Source organism: Seohaeicola saemankumensis, from assembly GCF_042678485.1.
GTDB lineage: Bacteria > Pseudomonadota > Alphaproteobacteria > Rhodobacterales > Rhodobacteraceae > Seohaeicola > Seohaeicola saemankumensis.
Window position 1 is genome coordinate 255,496 of sequence record NZ_JBHTKR010000004.1, and the last position, 18,961, is coordinate 274,456.

The 18,961-nt window shown below is 60.3% G+C and carries 17 protein-coding genes; 12 read left to right on the forward strand and 5 right to left on the reverse strand.

Translation table 11 applies throughout. The annotated features are described in order from the left end of the window. Nucleotides 1–15: 15 nt before the first annotated feature. From ACFQ3C_RS10900 to ACFQ3C_RS10915, 4 genes are read left to right on the forward strand one after another with little or no spacing between them, the layout of a single operon-like run. Entirely contained in the window at nt 16–681 is a 666-nt protein-coding gene (locus ACFQ3C_RS10900; RefSeq protein WP_380791607.1) for a ComF family protein, read from the forward strand. Between the two features lie 41 nt (nt 682–722). Next, a complete protein-coding gene (gene grxC, locus ACFQ3C_RS10905) occupies nt 723–980 on the forward strand; it encodes a glutaredoxin 3 (RefSeq protein ID WP_380791609.1) in 258 nt (85 codons plus the stop codon). Between the two features lie 6 nt (nt 981–986). Further along, the gene (locus tag ACFQ3C_RS10910) at nt 987–1,823 is read left to right on the forward strand and encodes a carbon-nitrogen hydrolase family protein (RefSeq protein WP_380791611.1); all 837 of its coding nucleotides are present in this window, start codon (nt 987–989) and stop codon (nt 1,821–1,823) included. Continuing rightward, complete coding sequence (locus tag ACFQ3C_RS10915) at nt 1,816–2,256, forward strand: MarR family winged helix-turn-helix transcriptional regulator (protein ID WP_380791613.1); 441 nt, start codon at nt 1,816–1,818, stop codon at nt 2,254–2,256. The genes ACFQ3C_RS10910 and ACFQ3C_RS10915 overlap by 8 nt, the downstream gene beginning before the upstream one ends. A gap of 5 nt (nt 2,257–2,261) precedes the next feature. Here ACFQ3C_RS10915 and ubiG read toward each other — a convergent pair whose 3' ends face one another. Next, nucleotides 2,262–3,023 carry a bifunctional 2-polyprenyl-6-hydroxyphenol methylase/3-demethylubiquinol 3-O-methyltransferase UbiG gene (gene ubiG / locus ACFQ3C_RS10920; protein ID WP_380791615.1) on the reverse strand — a complete coding sequence of 254 codons (762 nt, stop codon included), beginning with the start codon at nt 3,021–3,023 and terminating at the stop codon, nt 2,262–2,264. Between the two features lie 48 nt (nt 3,024–3,071). On the opposite strand from ubiG, the gene pip reads away from it, so the two are divergent. The 5 genes from pip (at nt 3,072) to infB (ending at nt 9,552) form a co-directional block, all read left to right on the forward strand. Next, a complete protein-coding gene (gene pip / locus ACFQ3C_RS10925) occupies nt 3,072–4,043 on the forward strand; it encodes a prolyl aminopeptidase (RefSeq protein WP_380791617.1) in 972 nt (323 codons plus the stop codon). Between the two features lie 156 nt (nt 4,044–4,199). After that, nucleotides 4,200–4,781, forward strand: a complete 582-nt coding sequence (gene rimP / locus ACFQ3C_RS10930; protein ID WP_380791619.1) for a ribosome maturation factor RimP — start codon at nt 4,200–4,202, stop codon at nt 4,779–4,781. Nucleotides 4,782–4,785: 4 nt separating this feature from the next. After that, on the forward strand, nt 4,786–6,393 hold the full coding sequence (gene nusA / locus ACFQ3C_RS10935) for a transcription termination factor NusA (protein ID WP_380791621.1): 1,608 nt from the start codon (nt 4,786–4,788) through the stop codon (nt 6,391–6,393). A 22-nt stretch (nt 6,394–6,415) separates the two neighbouring features. Beyond that, entirely contained in the window at nt 6,416–7,048 is a 633-nt protein-coding gene (locus ACFQ3C_RS10940) for an RNA-binding protein (protein WP_380791623.1), read from the forward strand. Next, nucleotides 7,045–9,552, forward strand: a complete 2,508-nt coding sequence (gene infB, locus ACFQ3C_RS10945; protein ID WP_380791625.1) for a translation initiation factor IF-2 — start codon at nt 7,045–7,047, stop codon at nt 9,550–9,552. Before ACFQ3C_RS10940 ends, infB begins: the two co-directional genes overlap by 4 nt. Nucleotides 9,553–9,916: 364 nt before the next feature. Here the strand turns inward: infB and mutT are convergent, their stop codons facing one another. The 3 genes from mutT to ACFQ3C_RS10960 are packed head-to-tail and all read right to left on the reverse strand — an operon-like array spanning nt 9,917 to nt 12,421. Continuing rightward, nucleotides 9,917–10,315 (reverse strand): 8-oxo-dGTP diphosphatase MutT, encoded by a 399-nt coding sequence (gene mutT, locus ACFQ3C_RS10950; protein WP_380792129.1) that lies wholly within the window; start codon nt 10,313–10,315, stop codon nt 9,917–9,919. A 12-nt stretch (nt 10,316–10,327) separates the two neighbouring features. Further along, nucleotides 10,328–11,557, reverse strand: coding sequence for a bifunctional glutamate N-acetyltransferase/amino-acid acetyltransferase ArgJ (gene argJ / locus ACFQ3C_RS10955; RefSeq protein WP_380791627.1), 1,230 nt, complete (start codon nt 11,555–11,557; stop codon nt 10,328–10,330). Nucleotides 11,558–11,560: 3 nt separating this feature from the next. After that, entirely contained in the window at nt 11,561–12,421 is an 861-nt protein-coding gene (locus tag ACFQ3C_RS10960) for a peptidylprolyl isomerase (protein ID WP_380791629.1), read from the reverse strand. Nucleotides 12,422–12,599: 178 nt separating this feature from the next. On the opposite strand from ACFQ3C_RS10960, the gene secA reads away from it, so the two are divergent. From secA to ACFQ3C_RS10975, 3 genes are all read left to right on the forward strand, one after another. Next, nucleotides 12,600–15,320 (forward strand): preprotein translocase subunit SecA, encoded by a 2,721-nt coding sequence (gene secA / locus ACFQ3C_RS10965; RefSeq protein WP_380791631.1) that lies wholly within the window; start codon nt 12,600–12,602, stop codon nt 15,318–15,320. Between the two features lie 163 nt (nt 15,321–15,483). Next, entirely contained in the window at nt 15,484–16,542 is a 1,059-nt protein-coding gene (locus tag ACFQ3C_RS10970; protein WP_380791633.1) for a hypothetical protein, read from the forward strand. A 22-nt stretch (nt 16,543–16,564) separates the two neighbouring features. Further along, complete coding sequence (locus ACFQ3C_RS10975; protein ID WP_380791635.1) at nt 16,565–18,130, forward strand: phosphate ABC transporter substrate-binding/OmpA family protein; 1,566 nt, start codon at nt 16,565–16,567, stop codon at nt 18,128–18,130. Between the two features lie 8 nt (nt 18,131–18,138). On the opposite strand, the gene radC is transcribed toward ACFQ3C_RS10975, so the two are convergent. Then, nucleotides 18,139–18,903, reverse strand: coding sequence for a RadC family protein (gene radC, locus ACFQ3C_RS10980; protein ID WP_449329185.1), 765 nt, complete (start codon nt 18,901–18,903; stop codon nt 18,139–18,141). Nucleotides 18,904–18,961: the final 58 nt, after the last annotated feature.

The window sequence follows — 18,961 nt, forward strand, 5'->3', positions numbered from 1 at the left end:
CTCTGTTGCGGGGGCATGGTCGAAAGTGATTTCGGGCTTTGTACGGGTTGCTGGCGGGATGCGGCCTTCATCGGCGGATTGGTTTGCGATCTTTGCGGTGTTCCGCTTCCGGGTGCCGCCGAGGCCGCGGATCTGGTGCATTGTGATGACTGCATGTCCATTGCCCGCCCCTGGACGCGCGGCAGGTCCGCGTTTCTTTACCGCGATACCGCCCGCAGGCTGGTTCTGGCGCTGAAGCATGGCGACAGGCAGGACATCGTGAACCCGGCGGCGGGATGGATGGTGCAAGCGGCCCAACCCATTCTTCTGCCTGACATGCTGTTTGCCCCGGTCCCGCTGCACTGGACCCGCATGTTGCGGCGCCGGTACAATCAGGCCGCACTTCTGTCCACGGCGATTGCTGCAAGGCTGGGTCAGTCCCATTGCCCGGACCTGTTGACGCGGCATCGGCGGACCCCATCGCTGGACAAGTCCAGCCGCGATATCCGTTTCAAGACCCTCGCCTCGGCCATTTCGATTGCTGGGGGGCGGCGGCACAGGATCGTGGGACGCACGGTTGTGCTGGTCGATGATGTGATGACATCCGGCGCCACACTTGCCGCCTGCACCGAGGCCTGTCTTGCCGCCGGCGCCGCGCAAGTTTTCGTGCTGACACTGGCGCGCGTTGCAAAGGACGCTTAAATCACTGACAAGTTGGACGTGATCAAAGGACAGTCTTCGACATGCAAACCGTTGAAATCTACACTTCGCCGCTCTGCGGGTATTGCCACGCGGCCAAGCGCCTGCTGACCCAGAAGGGTGTCAATTTTTCCGAGATTGACGTGTTGGCCAATCCCGATCGCAAGCCCGAGATGATCCAGCGTGCCAGCGGCGGGCGCACCGTGCCGCAGATCTTCGTGGGCGCGACTCATGTGGGGGGCTGCGACGACCTGTTCGCGCTGGAAAGCGCGGGCAAGCTTGACGCTCTCCTGAAAGGCTGACCCCGGATGAAAGCCGCGCTGCTGCAACTGACGTCAAGCGATGACCCGGTGGCAAACATCGCCATGGTCCAGCGCATGATGCGACAGGCGGCGGATCAGGGCGCGGGTTTCGTGCTGACCCCCGAAGTTACCAATTGCGTATCCTCCAGCAGGGCGCATCAGGCGGCTGTGCTGATGGATCAGGATCATGATCCGACCCTGAAAGCCCTGCGCGCGGAAGCGGCGGAACTGGGTGTGTGGTTGTTGATCGGGTCGCTGGCCCTCAAGACGCAGGATCAGGACGGTCGTTTTGCCAACCGATCTTTCCTGATTGCCCCGGATGGGTCGATCCGTGCCTGGTATGACAAGATCCACATGTTCGATGTGCAGGTGTCCGAGGTTGAGACATATCGCGAATCCGCGGGTTTCCGTCCGGGTGACCGCGCGGTGTTGGCCGATACGGGTTTTGCGAAGATCGGAATGACAATCTGCTATGACATCCGATTTGCCCAGTTGCACCGGATGCTTGCACAGGCCGGGGCACAGATTCTGACCGTGCCGGCAGCCTTTTCGCCGGTGACGGGTGCTGCTCATTGGGAGCCGCTGTTGCGCGCGCGCGCCATCGAGACGGGTTGCTATGTGCTTGCCCCGGCACAGACCGGGCTTCATCCGTCATCCACGGGTGGCACGCGCCGCACTTATGGGCACAGCATGGCGATTTCACCCTGGGGCGAGGTTCTGGCCGATGCGGGGACAGATCCCGGGATCACGATTGTTGATCTGGCGATGGGCGACGTGGCACAAGCAAGGGCGCGCGTGCCCGCGCTGACCCATGATCGAAAGTTCGCACCGCCCGATGTCTGACAGCAGCAACTCCCTTGCCGTCGCCTTGTTCAGTGAAATTCTGACGGCCGATCAGTTGGTCAGAAACCGCCTGTCCAAAGTGCTGCCCAAGGGGATGGAGATTTCGCATTTCTCGGTGCTGAACCATCTGGCGCGCGCCGGGTCAGAACGTACCCCCGCGCAGCTGGCCAAAAGCTTTCATGTCACGCGTGGGGCGATGACCAACACCCTGGGCAAGCTGGAGTGGGCCGGCTACATCCATATCCGGCCCGATTGGGACGACGCACGCCGCAAGATGGTCGCCATCAGCCCTGCGGGACGGCGTGCCCGCGACGCGGCGCTGGATGCGATATCTCCCATGATCGCCGAACTGATCTCGGAGCTCGGCGATGAAAAGGTGCGTGCAGCAATCCCGATCCTGCGCGAATTGCGCCTGAAGCTGGAAGGCGACTGATCGCTTCAGGCGGGTTTGGGGCTGGCGGGTTTGAGGCTGGCGGTGACGTAGTTGACGCTCAGATCCCGGTCCGAGATCGACCAACCCCAGGTGATCGGATTGAAGACAAAGCCCTTGCGATCAACCGGATCAAGCCCTGCCTTGCCCAGCAAATCGAACAATTCATCGGGCGTGATGAACTTGTTCCATTCATGCGTTCCCTTGGGCAGCCAGCGCATCACGTATTCCGCGCCGACAATCGCCATCGCAAAGCTTTTGGGATTGCGGTTGATGGTCGAACAGATGTGCAGGCCGCTCGGTTTCAGTAATTGCTGGCAGGCCGTCAGATAGGCCAGCGGGTCGGATACATGTTCGACCACTTCCATGTTCAGCACCACATCGAACTGTTCACCGGCCGCGGCCATATCTTCCGCGGTGGTATGGCGATAGTCGATCGTCAGGCCAGACTGTTCCGCATGGATCTGCGCCACGGGAATGTTGCGCGGCGCCGCATCCGCGCCCACGACCTCGGCGCCAAGCCGCGCCATCGGTTCGGCCAGCAATCCCCCGCCACAGCCGATATCCAGAAGGCGCAGCCCCTTGAATGGTTCGGGCGCATTCAGGTCACGCGCGAATTCACCCGCGATCTGTCGCGTGATATAGTCCAGACGGCAGGGGTTCAGCATGTGCAGCGGCTTGAACTTGCCCTTCGGGTCCCACCATTCCGCCGCCATCGCTTCGAATTTCGCGACTTCGGCGGGATCAACTGTGGTCTGTCCGGCTTGCATTCTGCTCTCCATGTGCTCTTTTACTCTCAGGCGTTATATAGGACGACCATGGACAAATTCTCGGGCCAAAAAAGCGCAGTCCACTATCTGCATCCGCCGGTCGATCCTTTCGATCAGCGGATGATCGACGTGGGCGATGGCCATACCGTCTATATGGAGCAGTCGGGCAATCCTCAAGGAATGCCGGTCGTTGTTTTGCATGGTGGGCCGGGGGGCGGATGCAGCCCCGCGATGCGGCGCTATTTCGATCCCAGGATTTTCCGGGTGATCCTGTTCGATCAACGTGGCTGTGGGCGGTCGCGCCCCCATGCGTCTGTCAAGGACAACACCACCTGGCACCTTGTGCGCGATATCGAAAGGATCAGGGATGATCTGGATATCGACCGGTGGATCGTTTTCGGCGGAAGCTGGGGGGCGACGCTGGCCCTCATTTATGCCCAGACCCATCCTGACCGCGTCTCGGGTCTGGTGCTGCGGGGCGTGTTCCTGGCCACCAGGGCCGAGCTTGACTGGTTCTATGGTGGCGGGGCCGGACGCTTCTGGCCCGAGACATGGGCGCGCTTTGTCGATCTGATTCCGGAAGATGAACGTGGCGACCTGATCGCGGCCTATCACAAGCGGCTGTTTTCCGGCGATCTGATGGTCGAGACGAGATATGGCCGGGCCTGGTCGGCTTGGGAAAATGCTCTGGCCTCGTTCCATTCGAACGGGATCGGTGGCGAAAGTCCCGGTGAATACGCCCGTGCCTTTGCCCGACTGGAAAACCACTATTTCATGAATGGCGCCTTTCTGGACTATGACGGCCAGATCCTGGACCAGGTGGACCGGATCGCCCATATCCCCGGCGCCATCGTGCAGGGCCGCTACGACATGATCTGCCCGCCGCAGGCGGCGTGGAATCTTGCCGCGCGCTGGCCCAACGTCGAACTGCACATGGTGCGTAACGCAGGGCACGCCCTGTCAGAACCCGGCATCAGCGCGGAACTTGTCCGGGTGATGGACCGCATCGGCGAAGGCTAGGTCGCACGGCGCGCCCGATCACCCCTTGCAGACTCGGGTCCGGGGGCGTATATGGCCTTCAACAGCGGCGCGTTGGGGTCCACTCCCACCGCTCCACCGGGAAAGATCAACGGGCCGCGCGCCCGTTTTTTTGTGCCTGAAAGGCAAGCCTGACTTATGACCAACGACCTGATCGCCAAAGCAGCCATCGACCGACGCCTGGCCGAGATCGTCACCCCCGTGATCGAGGATCTCGGGTTTGAACTGGTGCGTATCCGGTTGATGGGCGGCAAGACCTCGACCCTGCAGATCATGGCGGAGCGCCCGGAAGGTGGCATTTCGGTCGACGAATGCGCCGAGATCAGCACCGCGGTCAGCGCCGTGATGGATGTGGAAGACCCGATCGTGGATGAATACACGCTCGAGGTGTCCAGCCCCGGTATCGACCGCCCCCTGACCCGTCTCAAGGATTTTGAGACTTTCGAAGGCTACGAGGCGCGGATCGAAACCGATGAGCTGATCGACGGCCGCCGCCGCTTCAAGGGCGTGCTGGCCGGCGTTGAGGGCGATGAGGTTCTGATCAACATCGAGGAAGGCACGGTCGGGCTGAAATTCGACTGGCTATCCGATGCCAAGCTGATCCTGACCGACGAACTGATCCGAGAGATGCTGCGCCAGCGCAAGGCGGCCGGCATCATCGATGAAGACCAATTTGACGACATAGAAACAGATAACGACACCGGTTCCGAGGAGGACTGAGACCATGGCAATCACTTCCGCCAACCAGCTGGAGCTTTTGCAGACCGCAGAGGCCGTCGCCCGTGAAAAGATGATCGACCCCGGCCTGGTGGTCGAGGCGATGGAGGAATCCCTCGCCCGCGCGGCAAAGTCCCGCTACGGCTCGGAGATGGACATCCGCGTCAAGATCGATCGCAAGACCGGTCGCGCGACATTCACCCGTGTACGGACGGTCGTGGCCGACGATGAGCTGGAAAACTACCAGGCTGAAATGACGGTTGAACAAGCCAAGCAGTACCTCGAGAACCCGCAGATCGGTGATACTTTCGTTGAAGAAGTGCCGCCCGTGGACATGGGCCGTATCGCGGCGCAATCGGCCAAGCAGGTCATCCTGCAAAAGGTCCGCGAAGCAGAACGCGATCGCCAGTTCGAAGAATTCAAGGATCGCAAGGGCACTATCATCAACGGTGTGGTCAAGCGCGAGGAATACGGCAACGTCATCGTCGATGTGGGCCGTGGCGAGGCGATCCTGCGCCGGAACGAAAAGATCGGCCGCGAATCCTACCGCCCGAATGATCGGATCCGTTGCTACATCAAGGATGTGCGCCGCGAACAGCGTGGCCCGCAGATTTTCCTCAGCCGGACCGACCCGCAGTTCATGGCGGAACTGTTCAAGATGGAAGTGCCCGAAATCTATGATGGCATCATCGAGATCAAGGCCGTGGCCCGTGACCCCGGTTCGCGTGCGAAGATCGCCGTCATTTCCTATGACAACTCGATCGACCCCGTGGGCGCTTGCGTCGGTATGCGCGGCAGCCGCGTGCAGGCCGTCGTGAACGAACTGCAGGGCGAAAAGATCGACATCATCCCGTGGAACGAGGATCAGGCGACCTTCCTGGTCAACGCGCTGCAGCCCGCCGAAGTGACCAAGGTCGTGATCGACGAGGAAGCCGGCAAGATCGAAGTCGTGGTGCCTGATGAACAGCTGTCGCTGGCCATCGGCCGTCGCGGTCAGAACGTGCGCCTGGCAAGCCAGCTGACCGGCCTGGACATCGACATCCTGACGGAAGCCGAGGAATCCTCGCGGCGTCAGAAGGAATTCGAGGAGCGCACACGCCTGTTCATGGACACGCTGGACCTTGACGAATTCTTTGCCCAGCTGCTGGTGGCCGAAGGCTTCACCAATCTGGAAGAAGTGGCCTATGTCGATCGTGACGAACTTCTGGTCATCGACGGTGTTGATGAAAGCACCGCCGAAGAACTGCAGATGCGCGCCCGCGAATACATTGAAGCCGCTGCAAAGGCCGCGTTGGCGCATGCGCGCGAACTGGGCGTCGAAGACAGCCTGGTTGAATTCGAGGGCCTGACACCCCAGATGATCGAAGCCCTGGCCGAAGACGGCGTGAAAACGCTGGAAGACTTCGCGACATGCGCGGATTGGGAACTGGCCGGCGGCTGGACCACGGTCAAAGGCGAGCGCGTCAAGGATGAAGGCCTGCTGGAGAAGTTCGATGTCTCCCTCGATGAGGCGCAAAACCTCATCATGACCGCACGCGTCATGTTGGGCTGGGTTGATCCTGCCGATCTGGCCGGTGACGAGGGTGATCTCGACGAAGAGGAGGCAGAGGCCTGATTTCAGGCCTCTGGTTGACTGTATGACACGTGGCGGGCAAACAAGGGACCGGCAGGACGGACCCGAGCGGAAATGTATCGCCACGGGCGAGGTGCAGCCGAAGTTCGGACTGATCCGTTTCGTGATCGGTCCGGAAGGTCAGGTTGTTCCTGACATCATGGGCAAGTTGCCCGGTCGTGGCATATGGGTGTCGGCTGAGCGTTCAGCGCTTGAAAAGGCGGTCAAGAAGGGCCTTTTCGCCCGCGCTGCGAAACAGGCCGTGACCGTGCCGGAAGACCTGATCGCTCAGGTCGAGACGCAACTGGTCCGCCGTGTGGTCGATCTGATCAGCCTGGCCCGCAAGGGCGGAGAGGCTGTCAGTGGATATGAAAAGGTCAAGGACTGGCTGGTCAAGGATTATGCAGAGGTGCTGATCCAGGCCAGTGACGGGTCCGAGCGTGGCAAGTCCAAGCTGAGCACCCCATCGGATGGAACTTTCATCGGATGGCTCACGGCGGACGAGCTGGGTTTGGCCTTTGGACGACAAACTGTAATACACGTTGTGCTTGCCGCTGGAGGTTTGGCCCCGCGTGTTGTAGAGGAGGCGGCAAGACTGAAAGGTTTGCGCGCCCCGGAAGGCGGCAAGACCGTCAAAAAGGATAGAAGAGCCATATGAACGACAACGACGGTAAGAAGACACTGGGCGTACGTGGCCCCGGCGCGCGTCCGGGAAATGTGAAGCAAAGCTTCAGCCATGGACGCACCAAGAATGTCGTCGTGGAAACCAAGCGCAAGCGCGTTGTGGTGCCGAAGCCTGCTGCTGGAAAAGCAGCGGCTGGCGGCGCGGCACCGAACCCGGCGCTGGGCGATCCGGCAAAACGTCCCGCAGGTATCTCCGACGCCGAGATGGAGCGCCGCCTGAAGGCGCTTCAGGCTGCCAAGGCCCGTGAAGGCGAGGAAGCCGCGCAGCGCGAAGCCGACGAAAAATCCCGCGAGGAAGATCGTCAGCGCCGCCGCGAGGAAGCCGAAGCCAAGGAACGCGAAGAGCGTGAGCGCGAAGAGGCGCTGAAAGCCAAGGCCGAAGAAGAGCAGCGCAAGGCCCGCGAGACCGAAGAGGCTGCAAAACGCGCCGCTGCGGCCGCCGCCGCTGTGCCAGAAGACGAAGCACCTGCTGGCCGATCCACGTCAAAGGCCGCAGCACCTGCGCCCCGCAAGAAAGAGCGCGAAGCCGATACGCAGGAGCGTGACGCACGCGCCGCGAAGGTTCGTGAGGACAATCGCCGTTCCGGCAAGCTGACGCTGAACCAGGCCCTGGCCGGTGGCGAGGGTGGCCGCACGAAATCCATGGCCGCCATGAAGCGCAAGCAGGAGCGTGCGCGCCAGAAGGCGATGGGCGGTACTGTCGAACGTGAAAAGATCGTGCGTGACGTGCAGTTGCCCGAAGCCATCATGGTGTCGGAACTGGCCAACCGCATGGCCGAACGTGTCGGCGCCGTGGTCAAGGCGCTGATGCAGAACGGGATGATGGTCACACAAAACCAGACCATCGACGCCGATACCGCCGAACTGATCATCGAGGAATTTGGCCACCGCGCGATCCGCGTGTCCGATTCCGATGTCGAAGACGTCATCGCATCGGTCGAAGACCGTGACGAAGACCTGCAGCCGCGTCCGCCGGTCGTGACCATCATGGGTCACGTCGATCACGGCAAGACCAGTCTGCTTGACGCGATCCGGAATGCCAAGGTCGTCGCATCCGAGGCAGGTGGAATCACCCAGCATATCGGCGCCTACCAGGTGACCACCGACAACGGCTCGGTCCTGACATTCCTCGATACTCCGGGTCACGCTGCCTTTACCTCGATGCGTGCCCGTGGCGCGCATGTGACCGATATCGTGGTCCTGGTTGTGGCGGCTGACGATGCCGTGATGCCCCAGACCGTCGAGGCGATCAACCACGCCAAGGCCGCCAAGGTGCCGATGATCGTGGCGATCAACAAGATCGACAAGCCGCAGGCGAACCCCACCAAGGTGCGGACCGATCTTCTGCAGCACGAAGTTGTGGTCGAGGCGATGTCCGGCGAAGTACAGGACGTCGAGGTTTCGGCCCTGACGGGCGAGGGTCTGGACGAACTGCTGGAAGCCATCGCGCTGCAGGCAGAGATCCTGGAACTCAAGGCCAACCCGAACCGCTTTGCCGAAGGCGCCGTGATCGAAGCCAAGCTGGACGTAGGCCGTGGCCCCGTGGCCACCGTTCTGGTTCAGAAGGGCACGCTGAAGCAGGGTGATATCTTCGTGGTCGGCGAACAGTGGGGCAAGGTTCGCGCCCTGATCGATGACAAGGGAGAGCGTATCACCGAAGCCGGTCCTTCGGTTCCGGTAGAGGTGCTTGGCCTGAATGGCACGCCCGAAGCCGGTGATGTTCTGAACGTGGTCGAAACCGAAGCCCAGGCGCGCGAGATCGCGGAATACCGTGAAAACGCCTCCAAGGCCAAGCGGGCCGCTGTCGGTGCTGCGACAACGCTGGACCAGTTGATGGCCAAGGCCAAGGCAGATGAAACGGTGGCTGAACTGCCGATCCTGGTGAAAGCCGATGTGCAGGGTTCCGCCGAAGCGATCGTTCAAGCCATGGAAAAGATCGGCAACGACGAGGTGCGCGTGCGTGTCCTGCATTCGGGTGTCGGTGCGATTACCGAAACGGATGTCGGCCTTGCCGAAGCATCCGGCGCCCCGATCATGGGTTTCAACGTCCGGGCAAATGCCTCGGCACGGAATACCGCAAACCAGAAAGGCGTGGAGATCCGCTACTACTCGGTGATCTATGACCTGGTGGACGACGTGAAAAAGGCCGCAAGCGGACTTCTGAGCGCCGAGATCCGTGAAAAGTTCATCGGCTATGCGCTGATCAAGGAAGTCTTCAAAGTGTCCGGCGTCGGCAAGGTCGCCGGGTGTCTTGTCACCGAAGGCGTGGCGCGCCGGTCCGCAGGGGTTCGCCTGCTGCGCGACGACGTGGTGGTTCACGAAGGCAATCTGAAGACGCTCAAGCGTTTCAAGGACGAGGTCAAGGAAGTCACCTCGGGCCAGGAATGCGGCATGGCCTTCGAAAACTACGACGATATTCGCCCCGGCGACGTGATCGAGATCTTCGAGCGTGAAGAAGTCGAGCGTAAGCTGGCGTGATCCGTTCAGCCAGACATTGAAAAAGGGGCAGCGAATGCTGCCCCTTTTTTCGTTCAGCCGTCAGGCTGCTTCCTGTATCACCGGAAGACCGATGAATTCGCGCGATCCCACACGCACCAGAACGCGGCCATCTGACAGGGTGCGGACGTAGGTTCCCTGAACAGATACGCAACTTCCCAATATGATTGTCCGTAGCATCCACATCCTCCCAAGAATGCACAGGCCGATACTAGATCAGTTTGATCGACAATTAGACTAAAAATTTTAGGATTGTTCGCGGAAACTGGTCATAAAACTGCTAAAAACAGCCCGATTTGCCTGATCTGCCGTTCTTTTCGTGAAAAACCCCTGATCCAGAGCCAGATCAGAGCCAGTCGCGAAGAATCGGAATCAGTGGAATATCCGCAGGCGGCATCGGATAGGACTTGAGGTCAGCAGCACGAACCCATTTCAGCGCCTGACCTTCCCGAGGGGTGACAATACCTTGCCATTTGCGGCAGGCGAACACTGGCATCAGCAGGTGGAAGGTATCATAGCTGTGGCTGGCAAACGTCAGCGGGGCAAGGCAACTGGCCCAGGTATCGATCCCCAGCTCCTCATGCAGCTCGCGGATCAGCGCGGCTTCGGGGGTTTCACCCGGTTCCACCTTGCCGCCCGGAAATTCCCAAAGGCCTGCCATGGATTTCCCTTCGGGGCGCTGCGCCAGCAGCACCCGCCCATCGGCGTCGATCAAGGCCACGGCCGAAACCAGAACGACTTTCACACTGTTCACGCGTCAGGACCTGTAATCGGCGTTGATCTCGATATAGCCATGCGTGAGGTCGCAGGTCCACACCGTGCACTTGCCATGTCCAAGGCCAAGATCGACACTGATCCGCAGGTATTCACCCTTCATATAGGCTGCCGCGTCGGCTTCCTTGTAGGCGGGAGAGACCCATCCGTTTTCAGCCACCAGAAGATCCCCGAAGCGGATGGTCAACAGGTCACGATCTGCCGCAGCACCGGATTTGCCGATCGCCATCACCACGCGGCCCCAATTGGGATCCTCGCCTGCAATGGCGGTCTTGATCAGCGGTGAATTGGCAATGGCCATCGCATGTGTCTTGGCGTCGGCATCGCTTGCGGCACCGGTCACCGCCACTTCGACGAATTTCGTGGCACCCTCGCCATCGCGGACGACCTGATGCGCAAGATCCAGCATGACGCCATGAAGTGCATCGCGGAATGCTGTCGTGGCGCCATCAACCTTGACGCCCGATGCCCCGGTCGCGGCCAACAACAGCGTGTCCGAAGTCGATGTATCGCTGTCCACGGTGATGCAATTGAAGGTCACATCGGTCAACTCTGACAGCATCGCCTGAAGCGCGGCCCGTTCGGCCGCTGCATCCGTGAAGATATAGACCAGCATCGTCGCCATGTCGGGCGCGATCATGCCTGACCCTTTCGCGATACCTGCGATCTTCACCGGCTTGCCGTCGATGCTGATCTCGGCGGCGGCGCCCTTGGGGAAGGTATCGGTCGTCATGATCGCCCGCGCGGCGGCGGCAATCGCGCCCTTGTCCAGCGTCTCCGCCAGTTCCTTCAGCTTTGCCGTGATCCGCTCATGCGGCAACGGCTCTCCGATTACCCCGGTCGAGGATGAAAACACCCGCGTTTCGGGCAGGCCGAGGGTCTGGGCGGCAGCCGTGGTGACCGCGCGGGTCGAAACAACCCCGTTCTTGCCTGTGAACGCATTGGAATTGCCCGAGTTGACGATGATCGCGGCGCCGTCTGCGCTGTCGAGGCCGATCTTCGCCTGGCAATCCAGCACGGGCGCCGACCGCGTGGCAGAGCGTGTGAACACGCCTGCCATGGTCGTGCCCGGCGCCAACCGCGCCATCATAACATCGGTTCGACCCTGATACCGAACACCGGCCTGGGCCGCGGAAAATGCGACACCTTCGATCACCGGAAGGTCAGGAAAAGCGTCGGGTGCAAGCGGTGAAACCTTGGTGATCTTTCCCATGTCTCAGTTCTCCAGAAGATCGAGGTTCTTGATCAGGGCGGGGTCGATCCCTGCGCCCGGACGCTCTACTGCCGCGGCTGCAGTCAGCGCATCCAGACGGGCCTGGACCGCCGCGCGCTCGACCTGCGGGCGCAGCTCATCCGATACCTGATCCAGCGAAGGGACTTCACGCAGGCGGGTCTCGTTCAGTTTGACCACGTGCCAACCAAACTGCGTCTGTACCGGCTCCGAGACGGCTCCGACCTCAAGCGCGACTACGGCTGCTTCGAAATCAGGCACCATCATGCCCGATTCGAACCATCCCAGTTGCCCGCCGCTGGCCGCGGATGAATCGCTGGATGCTTCTTGCGCCAGGGCCGCGAATTCTTCACCTGCGTTCAGCCGCGCGATCAGGGCTGCCGCTTCTTCCTGGGTTTCAACCAGGATATGCGAAGCATTCCATTCGCGGGTCGGCTGGGCATTGGCGAAGGCTTCGTCATAGGCCTTCTGAAGTGCTTCGTCGGTCACGGCATCCTTCAGGATGTCATCGACGACCGCTGCCGCAAGAAGGGCGCGGCGTTCATTCTCAAGCGCGATCTGCACGCTGCGGGGCGTGTTGTCGCCGATCGTCTGCGCCAGAACGGATTGCTGGATGAGCTGATCCAGAATGCCGTTGAACAGCACCTCGTCCGGCAGCGTCAGATATTGCTCGGGCAGGGTGGTGCGGGCCATGATCATCTGGCCCAGGGTGATATTGACCCCATTGACCGTCGCGATCACGCTGTCTGCATCGGGGGTGTCCTGCGCCAGCACGGGCCCGGCAGCCCAAACCGCGAAAACTGCTGCTGACAGGGAAGTGATGGCATTTCGATGAAGTTTCTGCATGGATTCGTCCTTTGTATCGGGCGCATCCGGCCCCCGGCGTTGACAGTCATGAAGCCGCCCCTTACATCGCCCTGAGGCCAGGTTTGGCTGTCTTTTCCCGCCTCTTCATATGTGCTGCGGAAAGAGCCGGCAAGCAGATGGCTTGCACAACTCTGTCAACGAGCGGAACGGAACGGATATGCTGGGACTCGGAACTCTTGCCAAGAAGGTGTTCGGCACCCCCAACGACCGCAAGATCAAATCGGTGCGTCCGCTTGTCGAGAAGATCAACGCGCTGGAACCTGAATTTCAGGCCCTGTCGGATGAGGGCCTGAAGGACAAGACCGCGGAATTCAAGGCGCGTGTGCAAAATGGCGAAAGCCTTGAAGCCATCTTGCCCGAAGCTTTCGCCAACTGCCGCGAAGGCGCGCGCCGCGCCTTGGGTCTTCGCGCATTCGACACGCAGCTGATGGGCGGCATCTTCCTGCATCAGGGCAATATCGCCGAGATGAAGACCGGCGAAGGCAAGACGCTTGTGGCGACCTTTCCCGCCTATCTGAACGCGCTGATGGGCAAGGGCGTGCATATCGTGACCGTCAACGACTACCTGGCGCGGCGCGATGCGGAATGGATGGGCAAGGTCTATGCCGCTCTTGGGATGACCACGGGCGTCGTCTATCCGCAACAGCCCGAAAGCGAGAAGAAGATCGCTTACGGCGCAGACATCACCTATGCCACCAATAACGAGCTTGGCTTCGATTATCTTCGCGACAACATGAAATCCAGCCTGGATCAGATGAACCAGCGGGACCATTTCTTTGCCATCGTCGACGAGGTGGACAGTATTCTGATCGATGAGGCGCGCACGCCTCTGATCATCTCGGGGCCGTCGCAGGACCGCTCGGAGCTTTACCTGGCGATCGACAAGTTGATCCCGGAACTGAACGAAGAAGACTTCACGCTTGATGAAAAGACCCGCAACGTGACCTTCACGGACGAAGGCAACGAAGCGCTTGAGCAGATGTTGCATGCCCGTGGTATCCTGCCGGCGGATCAGTCGCTTTATGATCCCGAAAGCACGACCATCGTTCACCATGTGAACCAGGGTCTGCGCGCGCACAAGCTGTTCGCCAAGGACAAGGACTACATCGTTCGCGATAACGAGGTGGTCCTGATCGACGAATTCACCGGTCGCATGATGACCGGGCGCCGCCTGTCCGATGGTCTGCACCAGGCGATCGAGGCCAAGGAAGGGTGCAATATCCAGCCTGAGAACGTGACCCTGGCACAGGTGACCTTCCAGAACTACTTCCGCCTTTATGACAAGCTGGCCGGCATGACCGGCACGGCGGTGACCGAGGCAGAAGAATTTTCCGAGATTTACGGCCTTGGCGTTGTCGAAGTGCCGACCAACCGTCCGATCGCCCGTGTCGATGAGGACGATGCCGTCTACCGTACTGCCCGCGAGAAATACGATGCCATTGTCGAAACCATTCGCGAGGCGCATGCCAAGGGGCAACCGGTACTGGTGGGGACTACCTCGATCGAGAAATCCGAATTCCTGTCCGGGCTTCTGACGCAGGCCGAAATTCCGCATAACGTCCTGAACGCACGCCAGCATGAAAAGGAAGCGCAGATCGTTGCCGACGCAGGCAAGTTCGGTGCGGTGACAATCGCGACCAACATGGCCGGCCGGGGTACTGACATCAAGCTGGGTGGCAACGTCGACTTCAAGGTGATGGAAGCCCTTGCCGCGAACCCCGATGCACATCCCGACGAATTGCGCGCCCGCATCGAAGCGGAACACGCCGCAGAGGAAGCCCGCGTGAAAGAGGCCGGCGGCCTGTTCGTTCTGGCGACCGAGCGTCACGAAAGCCGCCGGATCGACAACCAGTTGCGGGGCCGTTCGGGCCGTCAGGGTGACCCGGGCCGTTCTTCGTTCTTCCTCAGCCTCGAGGATGACCTGATGCGGATCTTCGGATCGGAGCGTCTGGACAAGGTTCTGTCCAGCCTCGGCATGAAGGAAGGCGAGGCGATCGTGCACCCTTGGGTGAACAAGTCGCTTGAGCGGGCGCAAGCCAAGGTCGAAGGACGCAACTTTGACATCCGCAAGCAATTGCTGAAATTCGACGATGTGATGAACGAGCAGCGCAAGGTGATCTTTGCCCAGCGCCGCGAGATCATGGAAGCGCAGGATCTGTCGGACACGATCTCGGACATGCGCAGCCAGGTGATTGACGATCTGGTCGAGCAGTACATGCCGCCCAAGACATACGCTGACCAGTGGGATACCGAAGGTCTGCATCGTGACTGCATCGAGAAACTGGGTATCGATGTGCCCGTGGTCGATTGGGCTGCGGAAGAGGGTGTGGACGACGAACAGATCACCGAACGTCTGGAAGAGGCCGCGTCCAATTACATGGACGAGAAGGTTGCGGCTTTCGGTGCGGACAACATGCGCCAGATCGAAAAGCAGCTTCTCTTGCAGACCATTGATGCGAAGTGGCGCGAACATCTGCTGATGCTGGAACACCTGCGATCGGTCGTGAGTTTCCGTGGTTACGCCCAGCGCGATCCGCTGAACGAATACAAGAACGAGGCTTTCCAGCTATTCGAATCGATGCTCGACAGTCTGCGTGAGGACGTGACCCGCAAACTGGCCCAGATCCGACCGCTGACCGAAGAAGAACAGCAGGAAATGGTGCGCCAGTACGCGGCGCAGCAAGCGGCGCTTGCCGCCCAGATGAAGGCGGCCCAGGACGCAGCATCAGGCCAGCAAGGTGATAGCACCCCTGCAGAAGGCGCGGTCGCAGGATTTGACGAAAACGATCCGGCGACATGGGGCAACCCGGGCCGGAACGATCAGTGCCCCTGCGGATCGGGAAAGAAATTCAAGCATTGCCATGGGCGTCTGGCCTGACCTGCCACATTTCGGCCCCGAAGACATCGGGTTCAGTACCTTGAACGTCTGCTTCGAAAAGTTTCAGACCAGTTTCGCCCGAAACTGGTCTGATCCCAGTCACAGTGATGCCAGTTTGATTTGTGATGAATGCTTCGTGTCTTTGTGATGGCGGAGTGTGGTAATGATTGGCTTGAAGAACGCGACCTTCTGTGGCGCTACGTTGTTCGCGGCTTTGTTGACGGGCCATCTGATGCGGTCCTCCCCGGTGGCAGAATTGCGTTATCCAGCGAAAGCGCAGGGTGAAGCCAGGGATGTCAATCAGGTCCCCGCAGCGACTTCCGCGACCGGCGACCTGGATTCAGGCATCACCGATATGGAACTGACCTCTGTTGCCTTTACCTCGGCGAGCGTGAAAAGCGTGGTCAGTCCCGGGCCGGATCAGGACACAATCGTGTCCAGGCGCGCTTTCACGGCAGGTGCGCGCGACAACCTTCTGAGCAGCGCAGATGAGCATCGTGTAGAGGCGCGTTTCGCCTCGACCGGTTCACCTGCGGATGCGCCTTGTAATGTATCGATGACGGCCCGACCCCTGGCGGCCGCAATGGTTCAGCTGGATCTGACAGCTGAATGCGAACCTGACACGCCTGTGACGCTGCATCACAACGGAATGATGATCAGCCAGATCACGGACAGCAAAGGCAACTTGACGCTGCAGATGCCTGCCTTGTCCCGCATGGCAGTGTTCCTGGCAGATTTTGAAAGCGGCAAGAGCGTGATGGCGAGGGCCGAGATCACATCGCTTGATATATACGATCGTGTTGTCGTGCAGTGGGAAGGCCCCGGCAATATCCAGATTCATGCTTTCGAATTCGGTGCCGATTACGCCGATGAGGGTCACGTCTGGGAAGCCGCGCCAAGGAATATGGAGGACGCCGCGCTGGGGCGTGGTGGTTTCCTGACCAAGCATGGAAAGCCCCTGCCGGATCAGGATCTGCGGGCGCAGGTCTACACCTTCCCCTCAGCCACCGTGTCGCGCACCGGTGACGTTGTCTTGACCATAGAAACCGAAGTGACGGCCGAAACCTGTAGCCGCCGCATAGAGGCGCAGACCTTGCAAGTGTCCGGTGGCGGGGCCCTCAGTGTGACGGATCTGACACTTGATATGCCCGCCTGTGATGCGATTGGTGATTTTCTTGTGTTGAAAAACCTGCTTCAAGACCTGAAGATCGCTCAGAATTAGTCGCAAGTTACAGGGTATATTGATGTTCAGGATATGTGCGGCTTGGAAGGCCGCACTTTCTATTTTCGTGATGTGGCTGGCCGTGCCTGCGGCCGCGCAGGACATCACCCTCACGTCCAGAGACGGTGCCGTGCAGTTGAGCGGTACTTTCCTTGGATTTGACGGGGAATATTACCGCATCGAAACAGTCTATGGCGAACTTACCGTCGATGGCAGCGGGGTTCTGTGCGAAGGCCCGGCTTGTCCCAGCCTCGAGGATTATGTCGCACGCCTTTCCTTTTCAGGCGCAGCCAGCATGATCGACCTGCTGATGCCGGCCCTTGTCGAAGGCTTTACCTTGCGCGAAGGGTACGGTGTGCGTCGCGAACCGCTGGACGGCAGCCATTTCGAATACCTGATCTTTGACCGGCAAACAGGACGGGACTTGGGGCGGTTTCGGTTTCGGTCGACCAATTCGGACGAGGGTTTCGCGGACCTTCTGGCGAATGAAGCCGATATCGCCTTGTCCTTGCGTGAAATCCGGGGGGAAGAACTGGCCATGGCCCGCGAGGCCGGGTTTGGTGACCTTCGGGCAAGGGGTCGTTTTCGGGTTCTCGCGCTTGATGCCGTTGTGCCCGTCATCCCCGGTTCACTGCCTTTCGACCGGATTTTGACAGCCGATCTGGCGCGTGTCTTTTCAGGCCAGATCACCAATTGGTCCGACATTGGCGGACCCGACGCGCCCATAAGCCTGCACCTCAGAAATGCCGACTCGGGTCTCATGCAGGCGGCGGTAGATAAGCTGCTGGGCGCTGTTGACCTTGAACTTGCGTCCTCTGTCGAACGCCATGACAGCGATGCTGCCCTTGCGCTTGCCGTGGTCGCTGATCCCTTTGGGATCGGTCTTGCCAGTGCTGCGGAAACCGGCCTGGCGCGCCGCCTTGCCTTATCAGGCGATTGCGGATTTGCCCTGCGCGCGTCGCGCCAGAACGTCAAGACCGAGGACTACCCGCTGACAGCCCCGATGTTTCTTTACTTGCCGCCGCGCCGACTGCCAAAGCTGGCGCGCGAGTTCCTGTTCTACACCCAAAGCATGCCTGCACAGCTGGTGATCCGCCGGGCCGGTTTTGTCGATCTTGCCCCCGAGGCAATTCCACTCGCCGCCCAGGGCGAGCGGTTTGCAAATGCTATCGCCCAGGCAGGTTCCGAAGTGGGTCTGGACGAGTTGAAACGCATGGTTGCCACGCTTGGAAAGATGCAGCGCCTGACAACGACCTTCCGGTTCGAAGCAGGGTCCATCCGGCTGGATGCGCAATCGCGATCGAATGTCGAACAACTGGCAAGCCGACTGGAAGATGGCACCTATGACGGTCGTCATCTTATGTTCGTGGGTTTCAGCGATGGTGACGGCGGGGCCGAGGCCAACCGGTCTATTGCCCTGCGCCGGGCCGAGACTGTGCGCCAGGCCGTGACAAGCGCCGCTGAAATCGCGGATTTCTCACAAGTGGAGCTATCAACAGAAACCTTTGGCGAGGCTTTGCCAATGGCCTGCGATGACAGCGCCTGGGGGCGGCAGGTCAATCGCAGGGTCGAAGTCTGGCTGCGCTGACGCTGTTCCTACAAAAGCCCCTCTGACCGGAAACTCAACTCGCGGGAGCGACCGATTACCAGGTGATCGTGCAGGGTCAGTCCAAGCGCCTCTGAAGCGATCTTGATTTGCTGTGTCATCTGGATGTCCGCCTCTGATGGCGTTGGATCACCCGAGGGATGATTATGCACCAGGATCAGCGCCGAGGCGTTCAGTTCTAGGGCGCGCTTGACCACTTCACGGGGGTAGACCGGAACGTGATCCACCGTGCCCTGGGCCTGCGCCTCATCGGCCACGAGAACATTCTTGCGATCCAGGTAGAGAACGCGAAACTGTTCGGTATCCCTATGCGCCATCGTCGTGTGACAGTAATCCAGCACGGCATCCCAACTTGAAATGACATGGCGTTGCAGGATGCGTGACCGCGCAAGGCGCTGGGCCGCGGCTTCGACGATCTTGAGTTCGGTGATGACGGCATCGCCCACGCCCTTCACCTCGCCCAGACGTGCAACGGGGGCTGAAAGAACCCGGTTGAAATCGCCGAACACATCAAGAAGCAGACGCGCCAGAGGTTTGACATCCTGACGCGGAATGGCGCGAAACAGGACCAGTTCAAGCATTTCATAATCCGGCATCGCTGCCGCACCGCCGGATAGAAAACGCTCACGCAATCGCCTGCGGTGTTCGCCAATGTAGGAGGGCAGCTTGCCCGAGGGCAGAGCTTCTGCCACCCGCACCTCGTCACAGTCGAAGAGCGGCATGCGAGATTCGGAAAAGGCTGGCAGATGTTTCATCCCGCCAGCCTCGCCTGAAATGATTGAGCAACTGTTAAAACGGAAAGATACCGGCGAA

Excerpts from the sequence above, each read along its gene's own strand:
- ACFQ3C_RS10900 (WP_380791607.1), top strand. The coding sequence starts at position 16 with ATGGTCGAAAGTGATTTCGGGCTTTGTACGGGTTGCTGGCGGGATGCG.
- grxC (WP_380791609.1), top strand. The coding sequence starts at position 723 with ATGCAAACCGTTGAAATCTACACTTCGCCGCTCTGCGGGTATTGCCAC.
- ACFQ3C_RS10910 (WP_380791611.1), top strand. The coding sequence starts at position 987 with ATGAAAGCCGCGCTGCTGCAACTGACGTCAAGCGATGACCCGGTGGCA.
- ACFQ3C_RS10915 (WP_380791613.1), top strand. The coding sequence starts at position 1,816 with ATGTCTGACAGCAGCAACTCCCTTGCCGTCGCCTTGTTCAGTGAAATT.
- ubiG (WP_380791615.1), bottom strand. The coding sequence starts at position 3,023 with ATGCAAGCCGGACAGACCACAGTTGATCCCGCCGAAGTCGCGAAATTC.
- pip (WP_380791617.1), top strand. The coding sequence starts at position 3,072 with ATGGACAAATTCTCGGGCCAAAAAAGCGCAGTCCACTATCTGCATCCG.
- rimP (WP_380791619.1), top strand. The coding sequence starts at position 4,200 with ATGACCAACGACCTGATCGCCAAAGCAGCCATCGACCGACGCCTGGCC.
- nusA (WP_380791621.1), top strand. The coding sequence starts at position 4,786 with ATGGCAATCACTTCCGCCAACCAGCTGGAGCTTTTGCAGACCGCAGAG.
- ACFQ3C_RS10940 (WP_380791623.1), top strand. The coding sequence starts at position 6,416 with ATGACACGTGGCGGGCAAACAAGGGACCGGCAGGACGGACCCGAGCGG.
- infB (WP_380791625.1), top strand. The coding sequence starts at position 7,045 with ATGAACGACAACGACGGTAAGAAGACACTGGGCGTACGTGGCCCCGGC.
- argJ (WP_380791627.1), bottom strand. The coding sequence starts at position 11,557 with ATGGGAAAGATCACCAAGGTTTCACCGCTTGCACCCGACGCTTTTCCT.
- ACFQ3C_RS10960 (WP_380791629.1), bottom strand. The coding sequence starts at position 12,421 with ATGCAGAAACTTCATCGAAATGCCATCACTTCCCTGTCAGCAGCAGTT.
- secA (WP_380791631.1), top strand. The coding sequence starts at position 12,600 with ATGCTGGGACTCGGAACTCTTGCCAAGAAGGTGTTCGGCACCCCCAAC.
- ACFQ3C_RS10970 (WP_380791633.1), top strand. The coding sequence starts at position 15,484 with ATGATTGGCTTGAAGAACGCGACCTTCTGTGGCGCTACGTTGTTCGCG.
- ACFQ3C_RS10975 (WP_380791635.1), top strand. The coding sequence starts at position 16,565 with ATGTTCAGGATATGTGCGGCTTGGAAGGCCGCACTTTCTATTTTCGTG.
- radC (WP_449329185.1), bottom strand. The coding sequence starts at position 18,903 with ATGAAACATCTGCCAGCCTTTTCCGAATCTCGCATGCCGCTCTTCGAC.